Origin of the sequence: Phycicoccus avicenniae, from assembly GCF_050496545.1 — a bacterium.
GTDB classification, from domain to species: Bacteria; Actinomycetota; Actinomycetes; order Actinomycetales; family Dermatophilaceae; genus Phycicoccus; species Phycicoccus avicenniae_A.
In genome coordinates this window covers 229,953-252,029 of sequence record NZ_JBNVZV010000002.1, presented here as the reverse complement: position 1 = coordinate 252,029, position 22,077 = coordinate 229,953, and the positions used below count along the sequence as shown (strand labels likewise).

22 protein-coding genes are annotated in these 22,077 nt (G+C 74.4%); 12 read left to right on the top strand and 10 right to left on the bottom strand.

Annotated elements, in window-relative coordinates; all coding sequences use genetic code 11:
* The first annotated feature begins 10 nt into the window (after positions 1 to 10).
* Positions 11 to 901, top strand: a complete 891-nt coding sequence (locus tag ACQZ2A_RS02995; protein WP_430207019.1) for a TIGR01777 family oxidoreductase — start codon at positions 11 to 13, stop codon at positions 899 to 901.
* A gap of 16 nt (positions 902 to 917) precedes the next feature.
* On the opposite strand, the gene ACQZ2A_RS02990 is transcribed toward ACQZ2A_RS02995, so the two are convergent.
* Positions 918 to 2,483 carry a protein kinase domain-containing protein gene (locus ACQZ2A_RS02990; RefSeq protein WP_430207018.1) on the bottom strand — a complete coding sequence of 522 codons (1,566 nt, stop codon included), beginning with the start codon at positions 2,481 to 2,483 and terminating at the stop codon, positions 918 to 920.
* A 68-nt stretch (positions 2,484 to 2,551) separates the two neighbouring features.
* Between ACQZ2A_RS02990 and ACQZ2A_RS02985 the strand changes: the two genes are divergently transcribed.
* Both ACQZ2A_RS02985 and ACQZ2A_RS02980 read left to right on the top strand, forming a co-directional pair.
* Positions 2,552 to 3,286: a Type 1 glutamine amidotransferase-like domain-containing protein gene (locus tag ACQZ2A_RS02985; RefSeq protein ID WP_430207017.1), complete on the top strand. Its 735-nt coding sequence runs from the start codon at positions 2,552 to 2,554 to the stop codon at positions 3,284 to 3,286.
* The gene (locus tag ACQZ2A_RS02980) at positions 3,283 to 4,062 is read left to right on the top strand and encodes an MBL fold metallo-hydrolase (protein ID WP_430207016.1); all 780 of its coding nucleotides are present in this window, start codon (positions 3,283 to 3,285) and stop codon (positions 4,060 to 4,062) included. Before ACQZ2A_RS02985 ends, ACQZ2A_RS02980 begins: the two co-directional genes overlap by 4 nt.
* Position 4,063: 1 nt before the next feature.
* Here the strand turns inward: ACQZ2A_RS02980 and ACQZ2A_RS02975 are convergent, their stop codons facing one another.
* Positions 4,064 to 5,098: a Gfo/Idh/MocA family protein gene (locus ACQZ2A_RS02975; protein WP_430207015.1), complete on the bottom strand. Its 1,035-nt coding sequence runs from the start codon at positions 5,096 to 5,098 to the stop codon at positions 4,064 to 4,066.
* Entirely contained in the window at positions 5,095 to 7,380 is a 2,286-nt protein-coding gene (locus tag ACQZ2A_RS02970) for an MMPL family transporter (RefSeq protein ID WP_430207014.1), read from the bottom strand. Before ACQZ2A_RS02970 ends, ACQZ2A_RS02975 begins: the two co-directional genes overlap by 4 nt.
* Before the next feature lie 71 nt (positions 7,381 to 7,451).
* Here ACQZ2A_RS02970 and lipB point away from each other — a divergent pair, with 71 nt between their 5' ends.
* Genes lipB through ACQZ2A_RS02955 form a run of 3 tightly spaced genes read left to right on the top strand, consistent with a single transcriptional unit; the run spans position 7,452 to position 9,947 of the window.
* Positions 7,452 to 8,084, top strand: coding sequence for a lipoyl(octanoyl) transferase LipB (gene lipB, locus ACQZ2A_RS02965; protein ID WP_430207013.1), 633 nt, complete (start codon positions 7,452 to 7,454; stop codon positions 8,082 to 8,084).
* Positions 8,085 to 8,136: 52 nt separating this feature from the next.
* On the top strand, positions 8,137 to 9,162 hold the full coding sequence (lipA, locus tag ACQZ2A_RS02960) for a lipoyl synthase (protein ID WP_430207012.1): 1,026 nt from the start codon (positions 8,137 to 8,139) through the stop codon (positions 9,160 to 9,162).
* A 59-nt stretch (positions 9,163 to 9,221) separates the two neighbouring features.
* A complete protein-coding gene (locus tag ACQZ2A_RS02955) occupies positions 9,222 to 9,947 on the top strand; it encodes a DUF4191 family protein (protein ID WP_430207011.1) in 726 nt (241 codons plus the stop codon).
* 3 nt (positions 9,948 to 9,950) lie between these two features.
* Here the strand turns inward: ACQZ2A_RS02955 and ACQZ2A_RS02950 are convergent, their stop codons facing one another.
* A complete protein-coding gene (locus ACQZ2A_RS02950) occupies positions 9,951 to 10,382 on the bottom strand; it encodes an RDD family protein (RefSeq protein WP_430207010.1) in 432 nt (143 codons plus the stop codon).
* A gap of 196 nt (positions 10,383 to 10,578) precedes the next feature.
* Between ACQZ2A_RS02950 and ACQZ2A_RS02945 the strand changes: the two genes are divergently transcribed.
* Both ACQZ2A_RS02945 and glnA read left to right on the top strand, forming a co-directional pair.
* Positions 10,579 to 12,168, top strand: a complete 1,590-nt coding sequence (locus ACQZ2A_RS02945) for an HNH endonuclease signature motif containing protein (protein WP_430207009.1) — start codon at positions 10,579 to 10,581, stop codon at positions 12,166 to 12,168.
* 193 nt (positions 12,169 to 12,361) lie between these two features.
* Positions 12,362 to 13,786 (top strand): type I glutamate--ammonia ligase, encoded by a 1,425-nt coding sequence (gene glnA, locus ACQZ2A_RS02940; RefSeq protein WP_430207008.1) that lies wholly within the window; start codon positions 12,362 to 12,364, stop codon positions 13,784 to 13,786.
* A 121-nt stretch (positions 13,787 to 13,907) separates the two neighbouring features.
* Here glnA and ACQZ2A_RS02935 read toward each other — a convergent pair whose 3' ends face one another.
* On the bottom strand, positions 13,908 to 14,252 hold the full coding sequence (locus ACQZ2A_RS02935) for a hypothetical protein (protein WP_430207007.1): 345 nt from the start codon (positions 14,250 to 14,252) through the stop codon (positions 13,908 to 13,910).
* A gap of 527 nt (positions 14,253 to 14,779) precedes the next feature.
* Here ACQZ2A_RS02935 and ACQZ2A_RS02930 point away from each other — a divergent pair.
* Together ACQZ2A_RS02930 and ACQZ2A_RS02925 are read left to right on the top strand one after the other, a co-directional pair.
* On the top strand, positions 14,780 to 15,922 hold the full coding sequence (locus ACQZ2A_RS02930; protein WP_430207006.1) for a beta-galactosidase: 1,143 nt from the start codon (positions 14,780 to 14,782) through the stop codon (positions 15,920 to 15,922).
* Between the two features lie 25 nt (positions 15,923 to 15,947).
* The gene (locus ACQZ2A_RS02925; protein WP_430207005.1) at positions 15,948 to 16,571 is read left to right on the top strand and encodes a maleylpyruvate isomerase family mycothiol-dependent enzyme; all 624 of its coding nucleotides are present in this window, start codon (positions 15,948 to 15,950) and stop codon (positions 16,569 to 16,571) included.
* A 3-nt stretch (positions 16,572 to 16,574) separates the two neighbouring features.
* Here ACQZ2A_RS02925 and ACQZ2A_RS02920 read toward each other — a convergent pair whose 3' ends face one another.
* The gene (locus ACQZ2A_RS02920) at positions 16,575 to 17,351 is read right to left on the bottom strand and encodes a thioesterase family protein (RefSeq protein ID WP_430207004.1); all 777 of its coding nucleotides are present in this window, start codon (positions 17,349 to 17,351) and stop codon (positions 16,575 to 16,577) included.
* 127 nt (positions 17,352 to 17,478) lie between these two features.
* On the opposite strand from ACQZ2A_RS02920, the gene ACQZ2A_RS02915 reads away from it, so the two are divergent.
* Positions 17,479 to 18,048 carry a dihydrofolate reductase family protein gene (locus tag ACQZ2A_RS02915; protein WP_430207003.1) on the top strand — a complete coding sequence of 190 codons (570 nt, stop codon included), beginning with the start codon at positions 17,479 to 17,481 and terminating at the stop codon, positions 18,046 to 18,048.
* Positions 18,049 to 18,056: 8 nt separating this feature from the next.
* Here ACQZ2A_RS02915 and ACQZ2A_RS02910 read toward each other — a convergent pair whose 3' ends face one another.
* The gene (locus ACQZ2A_RS02910; RefSeq protein ID WP_430207002.1) at positions 18,057 to 18,767 is read right to left on the bottom strand and encodes a hypothetical protein; all 711 of its coding nucleotides are present in this window, start codon (positions 18,765 to 18,767) and stop codon (positions 18,057 to 18,059) included.
* A 119-nt stretch (positions 18,768 to 18,886) separates the two neighbouring features.
* Here ACQZ2A_RS02910 and ACQZ2A_RS02905 point away from each other — a divergent pair, with 119 nt between their 5' ends.
* Positions 18,887 to 19,516 (top strand): class II aldolase/adducin family protein, encoded by a 630-nt coding sequence (locus tag ACQZ2A_RS02905; protein ID WP_430207001.1) that lies wholly within the window; start codon positions 18,887 to 18,889, stop codon positions 19,514 to 19,516.
* Between the two features lie 18 nt (positions 19,517 to 19,534).
* Here ACQZ2A_RS02905 and ACQZ2A_RS02900 read toward each other — a convergent pair whose 3' ends face one another.
* The 3 genes from ACQZ2A_RS02900 to mtnA are packed head-to-tail and all read right to left on the bottom strand — an operon-like array spanning position 19,535 to position 22,042.
* Complete coding sequence (locus ACQZ2A_RS02900) at positions 19,535 to 20,302, bottom strand: hypothetical protein (RefSeq protein WP_430207000.1); 768 nt, start codon at positions 20,300 to 20,302, stop codon at positions 19,535 to 19,537.
* Positions 20,299 to 20,952, bottom strand: a complete 654-nt coding sequence (locus ACQZ2A_RS02895; RefSeq protein WP_430206999.1) for a SatD family protein — start codon at positions 20,950 to 20,952, stop codon at positions 20,299 to 20,301. Before ACQZ2A_RS02895 ends, ACQZ2A_RS02900 begins: the two co-directional genes overlap by 4 nt.
* Positions 20,953 to 20,995: 43 nt before the next feature.
* A complete protein-coding gene (gene mtnA / locus ACQZ2A_RS02890; protein ID WP_430206998.1) occupies positions 20,996 to 22,042 on the bottom strand; it encodes an S-methyl-5-thioribose-1-phosphate isomerase in 1,047 nt (348 codons plus the stop codon).
* Positions 22,043 to 22,077: the final 35 nt, after the last annotated feature.

The following is a 22,077-nucleotide window of genomic DNA, read 5'->3' as shown; positions in this document are numbered from 1 at the left end:
CACCGCCACCGTGGCCCGCATCGTCGTCACCGGCTCGTCCGGTCTCATCGGCACCGCCCTCGTCGCCGCGCTCCGCGAGCGTGGCGACGAGGTGGTCCGGCTGGTCCGTTCCGCGCCGTCCGCGCCGGACCAGGTCCGGTGGGACCCCGCGAGCCGCGTCCTGGACCCGGCGGTGCTGGACGGTGCCGACGGGGTCGTCCACCTCGCCGGCGCCGGGGTCGGCGACAAGCGCTGGACGCCGGCCTACAAGCACCAGATCCTCGCCTCGCGCACCGACTCCACGACGGCCGTCGCCGGCGCCGTGGCCGCCGCCGACCACCCGGTGCGGCTGGTCTCGGGGTCGGCCGTGGGGTTCTACGGCGACCGGGGCGACGAGGAGCTCACCGAGGAGAACCCCGCGGGCACCGGCTTCCTCGCCGACGTCGTCATGGCCTGGGAGGCCGCGGCGGCCCCGGCGGTGGAGGCGGGCGCGTCGGTGGCCTTCGCGCGCACCGGGATCGTCATGGCCCGCGAGGGCGGGGCGATGCAGCCGCTGCTGCGCCTCGCGCGGCTCGGGCTCGGTGGACCCCTCGGGTGGGGTCGCCAGTTCTGGCCGTGGATCACCCTCGCCGACGAGGTCGGTGCCCTCCTGCACCTGCTCGACCACCCCGAGGTGACCGGACCGGTCAACCTCGCCGGCCCGGCGCCGGCCCGCCAGAAGGACATCGCCGCCGCGCTCGGGCGCGCGCTGCACCGTCCGGCCGTCCTGCCGGCCCCCTCCCCCGCGCTGCGCCTCGTGGTCGGCGAGTTCGCCGGCGAGATCCTCGGCAGCCAGCGCATCGTCGGCGAGGCCCTGGTGGCGAGCAGGTACGAGCACCGGCACGCGGACCTCGACACCGCCTGCCGCTGGCTCGTGGCCTGAGCGCCCACTCCGGCGCTCACCCGTCCGGACGGATGTCGGCGACGCGCCAGCCGTCGCCCGTCCGCACGAGGTCCACGAGCACGACGTCGCCCGCGACCGCCGCCCCCGTGGCCGTCGGCCCGGACCCCGTGACCCGGTAGGCCCCGGTGGCGATGCGGGCCCGCAGCACCGCGCGCCGGTCGCCGGCCTCGACCGCGCTCGCCCCGGACACGTCGTAGCGGAGCCCCTCGTAGCGCACGCCGTCCGCGTGCAGCCGTCCGACGGCGGCGTGGTCACGGACCCACAGCGCGCTCCCGGCGGCCTCCGCGCCGGCCAGGTGCCCGGGGTCGCCCTCGCGGAAGGCCCGCGCCCGCGCGTCCGCGAGCACCTCGAGGAGCCGGGTCGCATCGCGAGCCGGGGCCCCCGGGTCGAGCCGCGCGTCCCGGGGCTCGGGCGCGGTACGCGTGGTCGCCGCACCCGACGGCACGGCCTCCTCCCGAGCCGGCTGCTGGGCCCGCGCCGGCTGGTCGCGCACCGCGCTCGAGGCGAGGACACCCAGCACGCCCAGGAGCAGAGCGGCCAGTGCGGCCCCGAGCACGGGTCGCCAGGCCACCCGGCCGGCCCCACGCCGCAGAGCGGCCCACGCCCGGGTCAACGGGCGGGTCCACGAGCGGGGCGCCCGGGACGGGGCGTCCGGCACGGCACGGTGCCGACCGCGGCCCGGGGCCGTCCCGGGTGCGGCCCGGGGTGCCACCGGCGCCCGCCCCGCCGCGGCCCGGAGCCGGTAGGTGACGGCGCTGACGTCGTCGTCACCGGCGACGAGGTGCAGCGGCTCGGGTTCGGCCGCGCCGAAGAGCAGCCACGCGAGCTCGTCGGCGCCGGGCCGTTCCTCGGCCCGGGGACGGACCGCCGCCTCGACCGCCTCGACGAGCGCGTCCGACCCCGCGCCCGCCCGGCAGACCTCGCGGAGGGACGGACGCAGCCCGGGAGCCCCGGGCACCTCGCCGGCCAGGCAGAGCCAGCCCAGCGCCCCCAGCGCGTAGACGTCGGCCGCCGGGGAGGGCTCGGCCCCCATCAGCACCTCGGGCGCCACGTGGCCGGGAGTCCCCCACACCGCGGCCGGCGCCTCGCCGACCACCCGCCCGACCCCGAGGTCGGCGAGCACGGGCCGGCCGTCGAGGTCGAGCAGGACGTTGCCGGGCGAGACGTCGCCGTGCACCACCCCGGCCGCGTGGAGCCGCCCCAGCGCGCCGGCCAGCGGTGCAAGCACGGTGACGACCTCACCCGGCCCGAGGTGCCCCCGGGCCCGGACGAGCGCGGCGAGGCTGCCCCCGCGCAGCAGCGGCATGACGAGGGCGACCCGGCCGTCGGGCAGCGCCGTGCAGGCCTCCACGGTGAGCACGTGCTCGCTGGCGACACGCGCCGAGACCGCCGCCTCGCGCACGGCGGTGGCGGCGGCCTCGGCATCACCGCCCGCGACCTTGACCGCGACCGGCCGGCAGCCCTCGAGCAGCACCCCCTCCCAGACCTCGGAGGACCCACCGCGCCCGAGCAGCCGCCCCAGCTCGACTCCCGGGACCTCCGGTGGGCTCGTCGTCTCCATCGCCCCACCGTGCCCGAACAGCCGGAAACGCCCGCGAGGTTTTCCACAGCCCTCCGTAGGGTGGCGCGATGAGCACCGACCGACCGACGATCCTCGCCACCTCCGGCGGCTACCGCCCGGGACACCGCACCTGGCTGGAGTTCGACGCGCTCGTCCACCACGCCGTCGAGCTCTCCGGTGCCCACGGCCGGCGGCCCCGGGTGACCTTCGTGGGCACCGCCTCCGGTGACCCCGAGGCCTTCTCGTTCCGGGCACTGGAGGCCGGCCGGCTCGCCGGGTTCGACACGACCGTGCTCTCCCTCTTCCCGATGCCCAACCTCGACGACCCCGCCGCCCACCTCCTCGAGCAGGACGTGGTGTGGGTCAACGGCGGCTCCGTGGCCAACCTGCTCGCCGTCTGGGACGTCCACGACCTGCGACCCGCGATGCGCGCCGCGTGGCAGGCCGGCGTCGTCCTCGCCGGGGTGTCTGCGGGCTCGATCTGCTGGTACCTCGGCGGCACCACCGACTCCTTCGGCCCGGAGCTGCGGGCCGTGACGAACGGCCTCGGCCTGCTCCCCTACGGCAACGGCGTCCACTACGACTCCGAGGAACGCCGCCGACCGCTGGTGCACCGGCTCGTCGCCGACGGCACGCTGCCGGAGACGCACTGCAGCGACGACGGCGTCGGCCTCGTCTACCGGGGCACCGAGCTCGTCGAGGCGGTGTCCGAGCGTGACGGCAAGGGCGCCTACGTCGTGACTCGCGACGGCGACGCCGCGCACGAGGAGCGCCTCGAGCCCCGCCGTCTCCCGAGCCCGTGAGCCCCACCGAGGCCCCCGCCCTCACCGTACTCGGCTCCTGCGGGGGCACGCCGGAGCCCGGACGCGCCTGCGCCGGAATGCTTCTCGAGTTCGGTGACCTCGCGGTCGTGCTCGACCTCGGCTACGGCACCCTGCCCGCCCTGCTCGACGCCGTGGGTGACGTCCGGTGCGTCGCCGGCGTGGTGCTGACCCACCGGCACCCGGACCACGTCTCGGACGCCTCCGGCCTGCTGCGGGTCCTGCGCTACCACGCACCCGAGCACCTCCCCTGGCTCGCCGCCGCCGAGGGCGTCATCGAGGTCCTCGCCGCCGTCGAGCCCGAGGCGTGGTCCGACGGCCCCCCGGTGCCGGTCCTGCCGTTGCCCGGGATGCACGACGTCGAGGGCCTGCGGCTCACGGCAGTGACCACCCCGCACTGGGTGCCGCACGCGGCGGTACGCGTCGACGTCGGGGATCGGTCGGTCGTCTACTCAGCCGACGGGGGCATCGGGCCCTGCCTGGCCGCCCTGGCCGCGGGCACCGACCTCCTCGTCTGCGGGGTCACCGAGCGCGCCGCACCCGGCGTCCCTGCCCCCGCGGAGGACGCCGAGAACCTCATGACCGCACGTGCAGCCGGAGAGCTGGCCGAGACCGCCGGCGTCGGGACCCTTCTCCTGACGCACTTCTGGCCCGGCACCGACCGCGAGCGGGCGGCATCCGAGGCGCGGGCCAAGACGTCGGCGACCGTGCTCGTCGCCGACGAGGCGCTCGTGGTCCCGGTGACTCGCCGACCCTGACTCAGCGCTCGGGCGTGACGACCTCGACGACGCGCTGCTCGGCGGCGGCCAGGCGCGCGGCGTCGAGCACCGCGAGGGTGTGCACCGCGTCCCACGGGTCGACGGGCAGGGCGACCTGCGGCACGGGCGCCACGAGGGCGCGCTCCACCGCGCGGTAGAAGTCGGCCTGCGAGACGTCGACGGCCCGCGGCACGGCCTCGGGTCCGGCGCCCCGGTACAGCCAGCCGCAGTGGTCCTCGTCGAGGTCCGCCTGCCCCGACCACGGGTGCTCCTCCCCCTCGAAGTCGGCGAGCACGTAGGCCCCGTCTCGGCCGAGCAGCCGGACGCGTGGCCCGGGTGCGGCGGCGAGCGAGGTCGCGGACAGGTGCGAGACGACACCCGAGGAGTGCGTCGCGAGGACGAACGCGTCGTCCTCGGCGACCGTCGTGCGGGAGGCGAGGGTCGCGGCCACCCGCTCGACGCGGCCGAACATCGTCACGGCGGCGTCGACGAGGTGGCTGTGCAGGTCGAGGAGCAGGCCACCGCCCTCGGTCGCCGGGACGTTCTCGCGCCAGCGGTCCTTCGGCACCGGCCGCCACCGCTCCCAGCGCATCTCGAACCGGAACGGCTCCCCGACCAGCCCGGCGGCCACGACGCCGCGCAGCGTCACCGCCGACGGGTCGTACCGACGGTTCTGGAACACGGTGAGCGGGACCCCGATCGCCTCCGCGTGCCGGACCACCTCGGCCGCCGACGCGGCATCGACCGCGAGCGGCTTGTCCACGACGCACGGCACCCCGGCATCGACCACCTGCCGCACCTGCCCCGCGTGCCCACCGCTGGGCGTGGCGAGCACGACGAGGTCGAGCCCGTCGACGGCCAGCAGCTCGTCGAGCCCCGCGACCACCTCGACGCCGGGGAGATCGGAACGCGCTGCCGCAGAACGCTGCTCGTCGCGCGTCGACACCGCGACGATGTCGAGGCCGGCCTCGCGCATCCAGCGGGCGTGGATGTCGCGGCCGGCGAACCCGTACCCGGCCAGCCCGACCCGCGTCACGCCGACGGCCGTCCGTCGGCCGGCTCCTCGGCCGGTGGGTGCACGCCGGCGGCGTGGTGCCCGGGCCCGGACCGACCGCCGTCGGCGACCAGCCGGGCCGGCCACCAGACCCGTGGCCCGAGGTCGTGGGCGACCGCCGGCACGAGGAGCGAGCGCACGACGAAGGTGTCGAGGAGCACGCCGAACCCGACGATGAAGGCGATCTGAACCAGGAACTGGATGGGCAGCACGGCCAGCGCCGAGAAGGTCGAGGCGAGGACGATGCCCGCGCTCGTGATGACACCGCCCGTGACGGCGAGCCCGACGAGCACACCGGTCCGGGTCCCGCGCACGAGGGACTCCTCGCGCACCCTCGTCATGAGGAAGATCGAGTAGTCGATGCCCAGCGCGACGAGGAACACGAAGCCGTACAACGGGATCGAGGGATCACCGCCGTTGAACCCCAGCACGTGGTCGAACACGAGGGCCGAGATGCCGATCGTCGCGGCGAAGGACACGACGTTGGCGGCGACGAGCACCAGCGGCGCCACGAGCGAGCGCAGGAGCAGCGCGAGGACGACGAAGATCACCACGAGGATCGTCGGCACGATCACCCGCAGGTCACGCGAGCTGGCGTCGAGGACATCGAGGTTCGTCGCGGCGTTGCCGCCGACGATGGCGTCCCGGCTCACGGCGTCGAGCGAGCCGCGCAGCCGCTCGACGGTGTCCTCCGCGCCCGCGCTGTCGGCGGCGTCCTTCGTCGTCGCCTGCACGAGGACGTCGCCGTCGACCACCTTCGGCGGCACGCTGGGCGCGCCGGGCTGCGGCGGAACGAGGCCCAGGTAGGCGCTCTCGATGCCGGGGTCGTCCTGCACCACCTTCAGCGCCGCGCCGCCGTCGGCCTCCGGCACGACGACCTGCAGCGGCTGGGCGGCACCGGCGGCGAAGTGCTCCTCGATGACCTTCTGCGCGGTGATGGAGTCGACGTCGGTGAGGAAGGTCTCGTCGATCGAGGCGCCGTCGGCCTTGAACATCGGCACGAAGGCGGCAGCGGCGAGCAGGCCGACGAGGGTGAGCGCCCACGTGCGCCGGGGGTGGGTCCCGACGAGGTTCGCCACCCGCCCCCACAGACCCTTGGACGTGCCGACGACGTCCTCGGCGTGCTGGTGGTCGATGGTCGGCGCGAACGGCCAGAACACCTTGCGCCCGAACAGGAGCAGGACCGCGGGGAGGAAGGTGAGCGAGGCCAGCAGCGCCCCGGCGATGCCGAGCGCGCCGACCGGGCCGAGGCCCGAGGTGCTCCGCAGCTCGGCGAGGAGGAGGCAGAGCAGGCCGAGGATGACGGTGGCCGCCGAGGCGCCGACCGGCTCGACCGCGCCGCGCCAGGCCCGCTTCAGCGCGACCCACGAGCTCGCCTCGTCGTGCAGCGCCTCCCGGAACCGGCTGACGAGGAGCAGGGCGTAGTCGGTGGCCGCGCCGACGACGAGGATGAAGAGGATGCCCTGGCTCTGCCCGGAGAGCGTGATGACGTCGTTCTTCGCGAGCTGGTAGACGACGAGCGAGGCCGCCGACAGGCCGAACACGGCGCTCAGGAGCACGGCGAACGGCAGGATCGGGCTGCGGTAGACGATGAGCAGGATGACGAGCACGACGACCAGGGCGACGAGCAGCAGGATCCCGTCGATGCCGGCGAACGCGGCCGAGAAGTCGGCGATGAGCCCGCCCGGTCCCCCGACCCAGGCCTCCAGCCCGGCCGGGACCAGCGTGCGGTCGACGGCCTCGCGCAGCGCGTCGGCCCCCTCGGCGAGGGCCGTGGTGTCCCCCGCCGCCGCCGTACCGGTGGTGCCGTCGAGCGGCACCGACAGGAGGATCGCCTCGCCGTCCTGCGACGGGATGGGCGTGACCTTCGACCCGGCGACGAGGTAGTCCCCCAGCGTCTTCCCGGAGCCGAGGACCGGCAGCGCCAGCCCGGGGACGTCCTGGGCGAAGGTCGTCGCGGCGGCGAGGTCGTCCGCCCCGAGCGCACCACCGCCCTTCTTCTGGACGACGACGAGGTAGGGCAGCTCGGTGCTGTCGCTGAAGGTGGCGACGGCGTTCGCCACCAGGGTCGACTCCGCCTGCTCGGGCAGGAAGGTCGAGTTGTCGTTGGACTGGACGCCCGACAGCCTCCCCTGTGCCGCACCGCCGATGCCGCCCACGACGAGCCAGACCAGGAGGACCAGCACCGCACCGATGATGACCTTCGGCGGCCGGCGCGCGGCATCCGGCGTGGGCGTCTCGGTGTCGTGCGACGGCTCGCTCATGCCCCCCAGCGTATTGACGCGGACGCGGGGCCGACACCACCTTCCACACGGCCGGGGTTACCGTGGATGCTATGCGCTTCGTGCACCTCGGCTTCGCCCCCGACCTCGTCGACTACGAGGCGGGGTGGGCCACCCAGCGGGAGGTCCACACGCAGGTCGTCGAGGGCACCCTCGAGGACACCACGCTCCTCCTCGAGCACGCGGCCGTGTACACCGCCGGCAAGCGCACCGAGCCGCACGAGCGCCCGCTCGACGGCACACCCGTCATCGACGTCGACCGCGGCGGCAAGATCACGTGGCACGGTCCCGGCCAGCTCGTCGGCTACCCGATCCTCCGGCTGCCCGAGGTCCCCATCGACGTCGTCGCCCACGTGCGCCGGCTCGAGGAGGTCATGATCCGGGTCTGCGCCGACTTCGGCGTCGAGGTCGTCCGGGTCGAGGGCCGCAGCGGGGTCTGGGTGCTCGCCGACGAGCGCGGCCCGGACCGCAAGCTCGGCGCCATCGGGGTGCGCGTCAGCCGGCGCGTGACGATGCACGGCTTCGCCCTCAACTGCGACGCCGACCTCGGCTGGGCCGACGCGATCATCCCCTGCGGTATCGCCGATGCCGGCGTCTCGTCGCTGACCCGCGAGGCCGGGCGGACCATCACGGTGCAGGACGTCCTGCCCTACGCCGAGAAGCACCTCGCCGACGTCCTCGGCTGAGGCCGGTGCCCACCGACCGGGGGTGTCGGTGGCGGAGCGTAGGCTGGAACGCGTGACTGTCGCACCCGAAGGACGCCGGATGCTCCGGGTCGAGGCGCGCAACGCCGAGACCCCGATCGAGCGCAAGCCGGAGTGGATCCGCACCACCGCGAAGATGGGGCCGGAGTACACCCAGATCCACTCGATGGTGAAGGGCCAGGGCCTGCACACCGTGTGCCAGGAGGCCGGCTGTCCCAACATCTTCGAGTGCTGGGAGGACCGCGAGGCCACCTTCCTCATCGGCGGCGACACCTGCACCCGCCGCTGCGACTTCTGCGACATCGCCACCGGTCGCCCGCAGCCCCTCGACCTCGACGAACCGCGCAAGGTCGCCGAGTCGGTGCGCACGATGGGCCTGCGCTACGCCACGGTCACCGGTGTCGCCCGCGACGACCGCCCCGACGGCGCCGCCGGCCTCTACGCCGAGACGATCCGCCAGATCCACGCGCTCAACCCCAACACCGGCGTCGAGATCCTGCCCCCCGACTTCGGCGCGAAGCCCGAGCTCGTCGGCCAGGTCTTCGACGCCCGCCCCGAGGTCTTCGCCCACAACCTCGAGACCGTGCCGCGCATCTTCAAGCGGATCCGCCCCGCCTTCACCTACGAGAAGTCCCTCAAGGTCCTCTCGATGGCGCGCGAGGCCGGACTGGTCACCAAGTCCAACCTCATCCTCGGGATGGGAGAGGAGGACCACGAGGTCGAGGAGGCCATCCGCGACCTCCACGAGGCCGGCTGCGACATCCTCACCATCACCCAGTACCTGCGGCCCTCGCCGACGCACCACCCGATCGACCGGTGGGTCAAGCCCGAGGAGTTCGTCCACTGGTCCGAGGTCGCCACCGACGTTGGCTTCAAGGGCGTCATGGCCGGCCCGCTCGTGCGCAGCTCCTACCGCGCCGGCCGCCTCTGGGCGACCGCGATGCGGCGCTGGGGCCGCGAGGTGCCCGCGCACCTGGCCCACCTGGCCGAGGCCGCGAACGACCCCGCCCGCCAGGAGGCGGCGTCGTTGGTGGCCCGGGCGCAGCGCCCCGTATCCTGAGGGACGCGCCCGCGCGTCCGCGGGTCGCCAGAACGTCCCCGACGAGGAGCACCTCCCCCGTGTCCGACGCACCCGAGAAGAAGCCCGGCCGCATCGCCGAGATCCGGCAGGCCTACCGCGCGATCAAGTCCCTCGACCCCAAGCTCGGGTGGTGGATGCTCGGGACGGCTCTGGCCGTCGCCGCGGTCATCGTCGGCATCGGGTTCGTGATCGGCGGCGGCTGGCGCTGGTACGCCATCCTCGTCGCGATCCCCTCGGCCTTCCTCGGCGCCACCGTCGTGATGAACCGCCGCGGCAACACCGCGATGTACAAGGCCCTCGACGGCCAGGCCGGCGCGGCCGGTGCCGCGCTCACCGGTCTCGGCAAGCGCGGCTGGTACGCCAGCCAGGAGCCGGTGGCCCTCGACGGCGCGCGCGGCACCCGGCCGCAGGACATGGCCGGTGCGGCGATGGTCTTCCGCGCCCTCGGCCGCCCCGGCGTGGTCCTCATCGGCGAGGGTCCGGCCGCCCGGGTCGGCAAGCTCCTCAAGCAGGAGGAGAAGAAGGTCGCCCGCGTCGCCCCCGGTGTCCCCGTGCACCTCTGGACGGTGGGCGACGGCGAGGACCAGGTCCCCGTCAAGAAGATCTCCGGCAAGCTCACCCGGATGCGCCCCGTGCTCACCAAGGCGGAGGTCTCCGTCGTGAACAAGCGGCTGCGCTCGCTCGGCGGGCTCAAGCCGCCGATCCCCAAGGGTGTCGACCCCAGCAAGGCGCGGATGGACCGCCGCGCCATGCGCGGCAAGTAGGCCTCAGGCGGCGGGCGGTTCGCCGCCCGGACGCACGATGCGGGTGCCGGCGGCGACGTCGTGCAGCCCGCGGCCACCGGCCGTGAAGAGCGCCGGGAGCACCAGCGCGGCCAGCGCCGAGCGCACGACCACCTGGAGCGGGAAGACGCCCGGGCGGACCTGCCACACCTGCAGGCTCATGAGGCGGTGCCCCACGGTCGAGCCGGTCAGCGAGACGAGCACGACGTTGAGCACGAAGAAGACGCCGACGACCGCCCACGAGCTCTCGGGCACGCCGAGGAGGAGCGGCGGCTGCTGCCCGGGCTCGAGGACGAGGTCGTACGGCAGCAGCAGGAACGTCACGAGCGAGCTGAGCACCCAGTCGACGAGGAAGCCGGCGAACCGGCGCAGCAGGGAGGCGTTCCCGGCGGTCGGGGCGGGGCTCGGCGTGGGCACGGGACCAGCCTAGGCGGAGGCGCGGCGACACCACCGCGGAGTCCGGTGCCGTACCGCGACAGGGAGGCGTGGGGCCTGTGCTCACCGCGTGTCCGTTGTGACCGAAGTGGTTGTCCTGAAGGCCGATTCGTGCATCTGATGCTTGTCGCTGTCGGTGGGGCGGAGTACAATGTGACCACGAGGGGAGGGGGAGCCGATGGCCACCACAGCCGCACCGCAGGACGTGCTCGACGCGGTCCGCGTGGCGCGCACGGCCCTCTCCGCACTCCCCCGGACCACCGCGTCGGCGGGTTCGCGCGAGGAGTGGGTCGAGGCGCTCGGCGCGCTGCAGGGGCTGGTGAACGAGGCCACCGCGGTGCAGGACGAGACCGTCGTCGCCCTGGCCGCGCTGGAGGGCGAGTGGGCCGAGGACGGCACCGTCGTGGAGGTCCGGCGCGCTCCGGGTCACGTCGCACTGGATGCGCCGGCGATCGTGTCCGGGGCGCTCTGCCTCTCCGCGGTCGCGGTCGAGCGCCGTGTGCGGGATGCCGTCCGCCGGGTCGTGGGGGCCGCTGACGGCACGGCGTCGACGGCATCGACGGGGTTGGGCGGGTTGCACGCCGCGATGCGGGCCGGGCGCCTGGACGGGTACCGGGCGCAGGTCGTGGCGCACGAGCTGGAGGAGTGCCCGCCCGAGGTCGCCGCCACCGTGGTCGAGTCGTTGACGGAGTGGTTCGACCGGGAGGACGCCACGAAGCTGCGGCGCCGCGCCCGCCGGCTGCTGGCCCGCATCTCCCCCGACCTGCTCCGGCAGCGCGCCGCGCGGTCCCGGTCGGAGTCCGGGCTGCGCCGGTGGGTCGACGAACCCGGTGTCGACACCTGGCTGGGCACCTTCCCCAGCGAGGAGGCCTGCGCCGCGTGGGCCGCCATCGACGCCCTGGCCCAGCGGTACCTCGGCGACGGCGTCTGCGCCACCATCGACCGCGCTCGGGCCAGGGCCCTGACCGACCTGGTGACGTCCAACGCCACCGTCGACGTCCAGGTGGTCCTCACCTCCTCCGCGGCCCCGGCGCCGGCAACGGCGATGGACGGCGACCTCGTGGAGGTCCTCACCCCCGCCGGCCCGGACCCGGTGCTCGTGCAGCGCGGCTGGCTGGAGCGCGCCATCACGGACACCGTCGTCACCGGGCACGACCGGTCGGGCCGGCCTCGCGTCCTGGCCTGCGACACCGGCACCGGGGCTCTCGTCGACCCCGAGGAGACGCTCTCGTCCGACGCCTACCGGCCCGGTGCCCGGCTGGCCGCGTTCGTGCGGGCCCGGGACCGGCACTGCCGCTTCCCCGGCTGCCGCGTCGCGGCCCGGTACTGCGATCTCGACCACGTGCGCGCCTGGCCGCTCGGCCCCACGAGCGCCACGAACCTGGTCTGCCTCTGCCGGCGCCACCACCGCGTCAAGCAGCGACCCGGCTGGCGCGCCGTGCTCCTGCCCGACGCCACGATGCGCTGGACCGATCCCACCGGCCGGACCCGCACCACGGACCCCGTCGACCAGCGTGGCCTCGTCCTGCCCGACACCGGCACCGACCCGTCACCCTCGCGGTCCCGGCCCTGCACGGTCCTGCCGGACGGCCCCCACTCCACCCTCGAGCACCACCTCGAGCACGCGCCCTCGACCGACTGGTCCCGTCCGGTCTGCCGCGTCGAGGTCCATCGCCCGCTCCGGCGCGCCGGTCCGTACGACCCACCCGAGCACCGGCCCCGCCACCCCCACCGTCCTCCCGCCCGGCCCGAGACGCCACCCTTCTGAACAGCGAGGACGTCGCCGCGTCTCACCGCGGTCCACGACTCGGGCGCGCTGTCCCACCCCTTGATACGGTGACGGGCGTTACGTCGGCGAAACATCCGGGTCACGGTCGGGAAACGGCTCCGCCCTACCGTCGTCGGCAACGCCATCAGGGCTGGCTCCTAAGCCCCTGCACCGAACCAGGAGGTTCAACACAGTGTTCAGCTCCGCTGACGAGGTCCTCGCCTTCATCAAGGACGAGGACGTCAAGTTCGTCGACATCCGGTTCTGCGACCTTCCGGGCGTCATGCAGCACTTCAACGTGCCGGCGCAGAGCGTCGACGAGGACTTCTTCACCAACGGCCAGATGTTCGACGGGTCCTCGATCCGCGGCTTCCAGGCCATCCACGAGTCCGACATGAAGCTCATCCCGGACCCCACGACGGCCTACGTCGACCCGTTCCGGGCCGAGAAGACGCTGATCATGAACTTCAGCATCGTCGACCCGTTCACCGGTGAGCCCTACAGCCGCGACCCGCGCAACATCGCGGCCAAGGCCGAGGCCTACCTGAAGTCCACCGGCATCGCCGACACCGCGTACTTCGGGGCCGAGGCGGAGTTCTACGTCTTCGACGACGTGCGCTTCGAGACCAAGGCCAACGCGAGCTACTACTACATCGACTCCGTCGAGGCCGCGTGGAACACCGGCCGCGTCGAGGACGGCGGCAACCGCGGCTACAAGACCCGGTACAAGGGCGGCTACTTCCCCGTCCCGCCGGTCGACCACTTCGCCGACACCCGCGACAAGATCTGCCTCAACCTGGCCAAGGTCGGCATCGAGGTCGAGCGCAGCCACCACGAGGTCGGTACCGCGGGCCAGCAGGAGATCAACTACCGCTTCAACACGTTGCTCCAGTCCGGCGACGACATGATGAAGTTCAAGTACGTCGTCAAGAACACGGTGTGGGAGGGCGGCAAGACCGCCACGTTCATGCCGAAGCCGATCTTCGGCGACAACGGCTCGGGCATGCACACGCACCAGTCCCTCTGGAAGGGTGGCGAGCCGCTCTTCTACGACGAGCGCGGCTACGGCGGCCTCTCCGACCTCGCCCGCTGGTACATCGGCGGCCTGCTCAAGCACGCCCCGGCGCTGCTGGCCTTCACGAACCCGACGGTCAACAGCTACCACCGCCTGGTCCCCGGCTACGAGGCCCCCGTGAACCTCGTGTACTCGGCCCGCAACCGCTCCGCCTGCGTGCGCATCCCGATCGCCGGCGACAGCCCGAAGGCCAAGCGCATCGAGTTCCGCATCCCGGACCCGAGCTCCAACCCCTACCTGTGCTTCGCCGCGCAGCTCATGGCGGGCCTGGACGGCATCAAGAACCGCATCGAGCCGCCGGAGCCGGTGGACAAGGACCTCTACGAGCTCCCGCCGGAGGAGCACGAGGCCATCGCCCAGGTCCCCGGCTCGCTGCCGGCCGTCCTCGACGCGCTCGAGGCCGACCACGAGTTCCTCCTCGAGGGCGACGTCTTCACCGAGGACCTCATCGAGACCTGGATCGAGTGGAAGCGCAAGAACGAGGTGGACCCGATCCGCTTCCGCCCGCACCCGCACGAGTTCGAGATGTACTTCGACATCTGAGCCGCTGCACCTGACGACGCCCCCGCCGGTCCGCCGGCGGGGGCGTCGCCGCGTCCGTGCCCGACTGCGCGTCCGGCGCACCGTCCAGACGCGGCCGGGGCCGCAGACCGGTGTGCCCGGCTCAGCGAACCGGTACCGCCCAGGTGAAGACCTGGTGGGTGCCGCTGCCGGGCGCGCTCGGGTCCGTCGCCGCGGTGGTCAGGGAGTAGTCGATGGCGTCACCGGCGGACAGGCCTGCCACGGCTGAGGCGAAGCAGTCCACCTGGCTGCCTGTCTCCTGGCGCAGGCAGACCATTCCGCCGTCGGTGTCCACGCTGTCGATCACGGCCCGCTCCACGGACGGCGTCTCCGCCTGGTTGACCAGCGACGTGCCCACCACACCGAGCACCGCGCCGACGCCCAGGCCGGCAGCAGCGGCCAGTGTGACCACGCGGGTCGTCGCTGGTCCGGGCGTCGTCACACCCATGTGCTGATGGGCCGGTCGACGATCAGCAGCCAGCCGGTGGACGTGCCGACCACCGCTTCCAGGACCCCGACTGCGCCGCGGCGCCTCACGCGTCGACTCGTCCCTCCGCCCTCCCCGAACGCTCAGCAACGCTGGTGGTGGATCGGATGGTCCGCCGCCTCGCCGTGGGTGTCAAGACCCACCGCCGACGCCCCGGTGGCGGCTGTTCCGTGGCGTGCGAGCTGCACACTCCACATCGAACCGGGCCATGCCGCGTCGGCATCGCCCCGATCGGTGCCGTCACCGCCTCCGTCGCCGCGTGGCCGGTTCGGACCCGTCCCCGCACCTGAGAGAGCGCGACCCCGCTGAGCAGCGGGTTCGATCGCCGCCGCCCGGCCGTTCTCAGGCGCGATTTGGGTGGCTCCCGTCGGCCCGTCTACCGTCGATGGTCGTCGTGCTCGGAGCAGGGTCCGCCACGGCTGCAGGGGGAGAACGCACGACCGCCGGTCGTCGCACGACGCGACGACCCCCACCCCTGGAGTCACCTCTTGCACGTCACCACCACCTCGCTCACCGCTGCCCTCGTGGCCCTCGCCGCGGGGACCGCCATCGCAGGACCCGCCACCGCGGCCCAGACCCCTTCGGTCGGCACCGCCTCGGGCGGCACGACCACCGGAAGCACGGCCCCGACCGCCGCTCCGGCGAACGCCGCCGCCGCGGCGCCGGCAGCTACCACCACCACCAAGACGAACTACGGCGGCCTCTACGGCACCACCACGGCCGACCGCGACCGCCGCGGCGTCGAGCACCAGTGGCTCAAGGTCCGCTGGTCCGACCTCGAGCCGCGCGAGGGCGGCTACGACTGGACCGCCATCGACCGGCTGCTGGCCTCCGACCCGGACCTCGTCGTGCGCGTGCACGTGGGCGGTGGGCAGTTCGCGCCCCAGTGGCTCAAGACCGCCGCCGGCAGCGTCCAGGTGACCAACAAGAAGGACGGCGTCACCGCCTCCGTCGGCAAGTACTGGACCCCCCGCTACACCGCCGCCTACAAGAAGTTCGTGACCGCCCTCGGCGCCCGCTACGACGCCAACCCGCGCATCGCCTCGGTCAACATGTTCGGCACCTCCCTGGTCTACGACGAGCCGTGGATCACCGGCGGTGAGGCCTCCGGCGCCGCGCTCCACACCGCCGGGCTGACCAAGGACAAGGTCGTCGCCGCCCAGAACGCCGGGCTGGCCGCCACCACCGCCGCCTTCCCCCGCACCGTCGTCGAGATGCCTCTGCACGGCCGCTTCACCTACCCGGTCGCGGGCGGGGAGAAGGGGTCCTGGACCGAGGGGCTCACCCTGGCCAACGCCTGGGACACGGCCTACGGCAAGCGTGTCGTCTTCACCGACTACGGCTGGGGCGCCGGCGACTACACCGCCGCCGCCGCCAGCCTCACCAGCGCACCCAACCTCTACTCCTGGATGCACAAGCGCGCCGACCTCGGCCGCCCCATCGCCTTCCAGGCCACCCTCGCCCCCGGCACCGCCGCCGGCTCCACCACGCCCACCAGCGCAGCGGCCGTCGCCGCCAGCGACGAAGCGGTCCGGATGGGCGCCCGCTGGTTCGAGCACCACAGCTGGTCCTACCTGACGGTGGCCAAGGCCACGGCGATCGACTCCGCGCTCAAGGCCAACGTGCGCTGACCTTCCGGCGCGGCACACTGGGCCGATGACCGTCACCGACCTCGTCGTCGCCGAGCGCCGCGACCTGCTCGCCCTCCTCGAGGACCTCGCTCCCCACGAGTGGGAGGCACCCTCGCTCTGTGCGCGGTGGCGGGTCCGCGACGTCGTGGCCCACGTCCTCAGCTACGAGGTCGTGGGCCGCGCCGGGCTCGTGTCGATGGTGCGCCGCGGCCGCGGTCTCCCGGACCGGATGAACGCGGCCGGCGTCGAGGACCTCGCCACCGCCGAGCCGGCGCGGCTCGTCGAGCTTCTGCGCGAGCACCTGGAACCCTCCGGTCCCGCTGCCCTCTTCGGTGGGCGAGTCGGGTTGTGCGACGGGATGATCCACCAGCAGGACATCCGTCGGCCGCTCGGTCGGCCGCGCGAGGTCCCGGCGGATCGGCTGCGTCCGGTGATGTCGTTCGCGCTCACCGCCCCGCCGGTACGCGGCGCGTGGCGCGCCCGGGGGCTGCGGCTCGTGGCCACCGACCTCGACTGGTCCTTCGGGCGCGGGCCCGAGGTGCGCGGCCCGGGCGAGGCCGTCCTCATGGCGATGGCGGGCCGGCGGCACGCGCTCGACGACCTGGACGGCCCCGGCCTCTGGCGGCTCGCCGGCCACCTGCCGGACTGACGGTCAGGCCCCCCGCGGGCGGACGGTCAGGGACTGCGCGAGCGACCCCAGCGGACCTGCGGCGTCGTGCAGCGTGCTGCTGGTGAGGCCGATCCCGTTGTCCCCGAACGTCTGTGACGCGTCGATGCCGAGCCACTCCCCCTCCGGCACGCGCAGCAGGTGCGCGGTCAGGTCGACGTTGGGGAAGTGCACGAGAGCAGGGTCGGCCCGCACGGTCATCCCGTTCGCGATGTCGAGCAGCCCCGCGAAACGGGCTGTGGCGCCGACCGGTTCGTCGTCGAGCAGGGCGTGCGGCGTGCGCACCCAGAACCACCCGCGGCCCGGCCCCTCGAGGTGACGGCGCAGCTCGACGGTGCCGATGAAGCCGCCCGGCCAGGTCTCGCTCGGGGTCCACGCGGGCAGCTCGCCCGGTCCGGGGACGGGGGCCACGCTCGTCCCGGCCACCGACGACGAGTCCCGCGTCTGGAGCAGCCAGGCGCGCAGGACGGCGACCGTGCGCCCGCCGTGCGTCATCGACGCCTCGACGAGCTCGATGGTGCGTCCTGCCCGGAGCACGGTCACCGTCGTCCCCACCTCCGCGACGGGCACCGTGCCGAGGATGTCGTAGGACAGCCGGCTCGCGACGAGGACGTCCTCGCGCCGCGCGGCGGCGTCGCGCTCGACCACGTGGGCGAGCAGCCCGAGCGCCGGGGCGATGTGCTGCTCGTCCTCGCGCCAGGCGCCGCTGGTGTGCTCGGTGGCGCGGAAGCGCGTCTCGTCGAGCCGCTCGAAGTAGGCCACGACGTCCTCTCGTCGACGGGATGCTCCCCCGACCCTACGGCGGCCCCCCGGATACCCGCGTGCGGGCCGGCGGACCGGCCACGTACGGTGTCGTCGCCCCCCCTCGACCGCTCGACCCAGGAGTCCCGTGCGCCCCCTCGTCTACTACGTCGCCATCTCGCTCGACGGCTTCATCGCCGACGACGACGGCGGGTTCGCGGCGTTCCCGACCGATCCGGCCACCCTGCAGGCGCTCTTCGCGGAGTACCCGGAGACCTGCCCGGCGCACGTGCGCGAGGCGCTCGGCGTGGACGCACCGCCGCGCCACTTCGACACCGTCGTCATGGGTCGCGCCACCCACCAGCCCGCCCTGGACGCCGGCCTGACCAGCGCCTACCCGCACCTCGACCAGCACGTCGTGACGCACCGCGACGACCTGCCGGAGGATCCCACGGTCACGGTCGTGCACGACGACCCGGTCGGCCACGTCCGGGGCCTCAAGGCGCGCGACGGCCTCGGCATCTGGCTCTGCGGCGGCGGGCACCTCGCGGCGCAGCTCGTCGACGAGATCGACGAGCTGCACCTCAAGGTCAACCCCGTCGCCCTCGGGAGCGGCGTCCCGCTCTTCCGCGGCCTGGACGCACCGCGCGCCTGGACCCTCGGCGAGGTCACCCCGCTGCCCGGAGGCGTGCTGCTGCAGCGCTGGTCGCGCGCCTGAGCGACGGGTCAGAACCCGCCGAAGTCGCCTCCCCCGAAGTCCCCGCCGCCACCGAAGTCGCCACCGCCCGCGTCCCAGCCACCGCCGGCGTCGCCGCCCCCGTCGTAGCCGGTGTCGGCCGTTCCCGGGTCTGCCCCGTCCGCGGCCGAGGCGTCGCCGAGGTCGCTCGAGCCGTCACCGGCCGCGGCGACGTCCTGCGCCTCCGGGCTGTCGCCGAACCCGTCGAGCAGGGAGTCCGCGATGACCGAGCCGACCACGACGCCGGCCACGGTCCCCATCATCGAGCCCATGAACATCCCACCGGCGCCACCGGCGAACGACCCGCGCGAGAAGGTGTTCTGCAGCAGGCCCGGCTGCCGCATCTCGGCGCGGGTGGCCGCACGAGCGAGGTCGGCGGGCTCGGCCGAGGTCGGCCGCTCCCCCGCGGGCGCCGACTGGGCCAGCTCGGTGAGCAGCTGCTGCCGCTGCTCCGGGGTGAGCCGGGCGAAGGCCTCGGCGTGCAGCGCCTCGAGCTGCTCCGGGGGCGCGGTGCGCAGCAGGTAGCGGTAGCGCGCCACCGCCCGGTCGTCCTCGGAGGCGCCGGGACGCGGGAGGGCGGCCGAGCCGGACGCGGCCAGCGGGCCCTGCGCGTCCGAGGACCATCCGGTGCCCGACGACGTCGGGGTCTGGCGCTGCTGCTCGCTCGGCACCCGGCCGAGGATCCTGTCGAGAAGTCCCATCACTGTCCCTCCGTGGCGGTGGCCGGGTCCGGCCCCTCCCCCGGCGAACGCCCGGTGCGCCGCAGGGGGTTCCCGGGACCCTACGCCCCGGTGCGGGACGGATGGACCATGATCGCCCCATGACCGACGCCCGCGCGGAGACCATCGCCCAGCTCGTCGACGCCGGCCGGCACGTCGTGGACCGCGGCCTCGTGCAGGCCAGCGGGGGCAACCTCTCGGCCCGCGTGCCCGGCACCGACCGCTTCGTCGTCACCGCCACCGGCACCTGGCTGGACCGCCTCACCGAGGGCGACTTCACCGAGCTGACCCCCGAGGGCGAGCGGGTCGCCGGCGCCGAGCGCCCCTCCGTCGAGTGGCGGCTGCACCAGCGGACCTACGCCGTGCGCCCCGACGTGGCCGCCATCGTGCACCTGCACCCGCAGCACGTCCTGCTCGTCGACCTGCTCGGCGCACCGATCCGCTTCACGACGCTGGACCACCAGTACTACCTCGGCAGCGCCGGCCGGGTGCCGTTCATCCCGTCCGGTAGCACCGAGCTCGCCGACGCCGCGGCCGAGGCGGCCCGTGAGCACGACGCGGTGGTCCTCGCCCACCACGGCTGCTCGGCGCTCGGGGACACCGTGGCGATGGCGCTGCGCCGCGCCCTGAACCTCGAGGAGGCGGCGGCGATGACCTACCGGCTGCTCGTGGCCGGCGACACGACCGCGGACTTCCCGCCGGAGTGGCGCGACCGGATCATCGACGTCTGACGCACGCATCCGGGTGCGTCAGCGGGTGAGGACGAGGCTGCCGAGGGCGAGCAGCCACGAGACGAAGGACCCGACGAGGAAGTACTCGGTGACCTGGTCGATGCCGGCGCCCTCGACCGACTCGTGGTCCGAGCGCTTGCTCTGCAGCTCGGGGAAGCGGATGAGCCCCTTCGCGGCGATGACGAGCCCGGCCGCCGTGACCTGGCCGGCGAGCCCCAGCCCGATGATGAGGACCCGCTCCATCGGCCCGAGCAGCCGGCCGCCGCGCAGCTGCTCGGCCGGCTCGGCCCCGGGGTCGCTCGTGCGGTCAGCCGGCCGCAGCGCCCCGACGCTCACGAGGACGAGGCGCACGATGATGTTGCCGGTCGCGAGGTTCGCGAGGAGCAGCCCGGCCACGAGCAGCACCTGCCCGGGGTCGGCGTTCGCGCCGACCGCCGGGAGGTCGGCCCAGCGCAGCCACCGCCCGAGCAGGCCGCCGGCGTCGGAGGACCAGCCGGACAGGGCGACGAGCCACACCGCGCCGAGCGCCAGCGCCCCGAGGGCGGGGACGTGGCCCGTCCCCGTGAGGAGGGCCTGCTGCGACCAGCGGACCCACAGCAGGAGGGCGAGCGCCGCCCCGAGACCGACGACGAGGTCCGTGGGCGCGAGCAGGCCGCCGAGCGCGCCGAGGCCGGCCGTCGCGACGAGCCCGACCCCGACCGCCCAGCGCCGGACCTGCGGACGCGGGGAGGAGCGCACGAGGTCGGCCAGGCCCACCCCTACGAGCCAGACCCCGAGCCAGGTCACGGCAGGCCCCGGAGCAGCTCGTGGGCGGCGAGGACCGCCCCGATGCCGTCGGCGCGGACGCGCTGCGAGACGGCGGAGGCGCTGACGCCCTCGCGCTCGGCGAGCTCGGCCTGGGTGGTGCGGGGGTCCATGAGTCCTCGGAGGAGTCGGGTCGATCGGTCCGAGAGCGAGCCAACCAGATGGTCCCGACAGAGCAGGGCGGCGTTGACCGCGTCGACCTCGGACCCGCGCCGACCCTCCGCGCGGTACCCGGTGCGCAGGGTGCGGGTGGGCGCCCGCTCGGCGGCGGCCTCGACGTGCTCGATCGCCGCCCGCGCGGCCCACCAGCCCGGCCCGTCCTCGATCCCGCGCTCGGCGTCGAGCACGGTCACGACCCCCCGGCCGACCCCGATCCGCACGTCGACGTCGGGGGACAGCGCCAGCCGGACGCGCAGCGCGGCGTCCAGCGCCGCACCGAGCGAGGTGTAGGCGCCCTGGAACTCGTCGCCCACCGTGATCCGCAGGCCGCGCACCGAGGGGACGAGCGCCTCGACCCCCTCGAGGGCCGCGACGACGGCGTCGTGGACGGCCCGCCGGTCGCCCGAGATGCGCGAGTCGACGATGTCGCCGATGAGGACCACCAGTGAAGCCCTTGGGTTCATCTCGTCCATCTGAAGATCATACCTTCATCACGGCCGAATGAAGCATAATTCTTCACGCGGAAGGGGACTGGACGCTCCCCGGGCCCACCCCGGCGGCGGGCTCGACGACCCCGCGCTCGGTCGCGACCGCCGAGACGAAGCGGGCCGGGGTCACGTCGAAGGCCGGGTTGAAGCCACGGCTCCCGGCCGGCGCCGTCCGCCGGTCGCCCTCGCCGGTGACCTCCTCACCGGGCCGCTCCTCGATCTCGATGCTCGAGCCGTCGGCCATCGCGAGGTCCACCGTCGACCACGGGGCGGCCACGAGCAGCGGGATGCCCGCCTCGCGGCAGGCCAGGCCCACCCCGAGCGTGCCGACCTTGTTGGCCACGTCGCCGTTGGCCGCGATGCGGTCCGCGCCGACGACGGCGCAGTCGACCAGACCGCGCAGGATCGAGGACGCGGCGGCGCTGTCGACCTGCACGACGTGCGGGATGCCCTCCTCGGCGAGCTCGTACGCGGTGAGCCGGGCCCCCTGCAGCAGCGGGCGGGTCTCGTCGACGTGGACCAGCTCGACCCGCCCGCGGGCGTGCAGCTCGCGGACGACGCCCAGCGCGGTCCCCCAGGCGGAGGTCGCGAGCGCGCCGGCGTTGCAGTGCGTCAGCACCCGCAGCCGGGGGCGGTCGATGCGCTCGAGGAGCCAGTCGGCCGCGAGCCGGGACAGCTCGCGGTTGGCCGCCTCGTCCTCGGCGGCCACCACGCGCGCCTCGGCGAGCACGGCGTCCCGGCCCTCCCCCATGAGCGGGCGGACCCGGTCGACACCCCAGGCGAGGTTGACGGCCGTCGGCCGCGCGTGCCGGACGCGGTCGACCTCGGCGTCCAGCCGGGCGGGGTCCCACCCCTCGCGCTCGCCCTGGTCCATCGCGACGACGACACCCATCGCACCGGCCACCCCGAGGGCCGGGGCCCCGCGCACGGCCAGGCGGACGATCGCGTCGACGAGGTCGTCGACGGTGCGCACGACGAGGAACTCGGTGCGGTCGGGCAGGACGGTCTGGTCGAGGAGTCGCAGGGCGCCGCGGTGCTCGACCGCGTCGTCCCACTCGACGGCGAGGAGGCTCATGGGGAGACCCTAGGCGGGATCGGGTGGACGCGAAC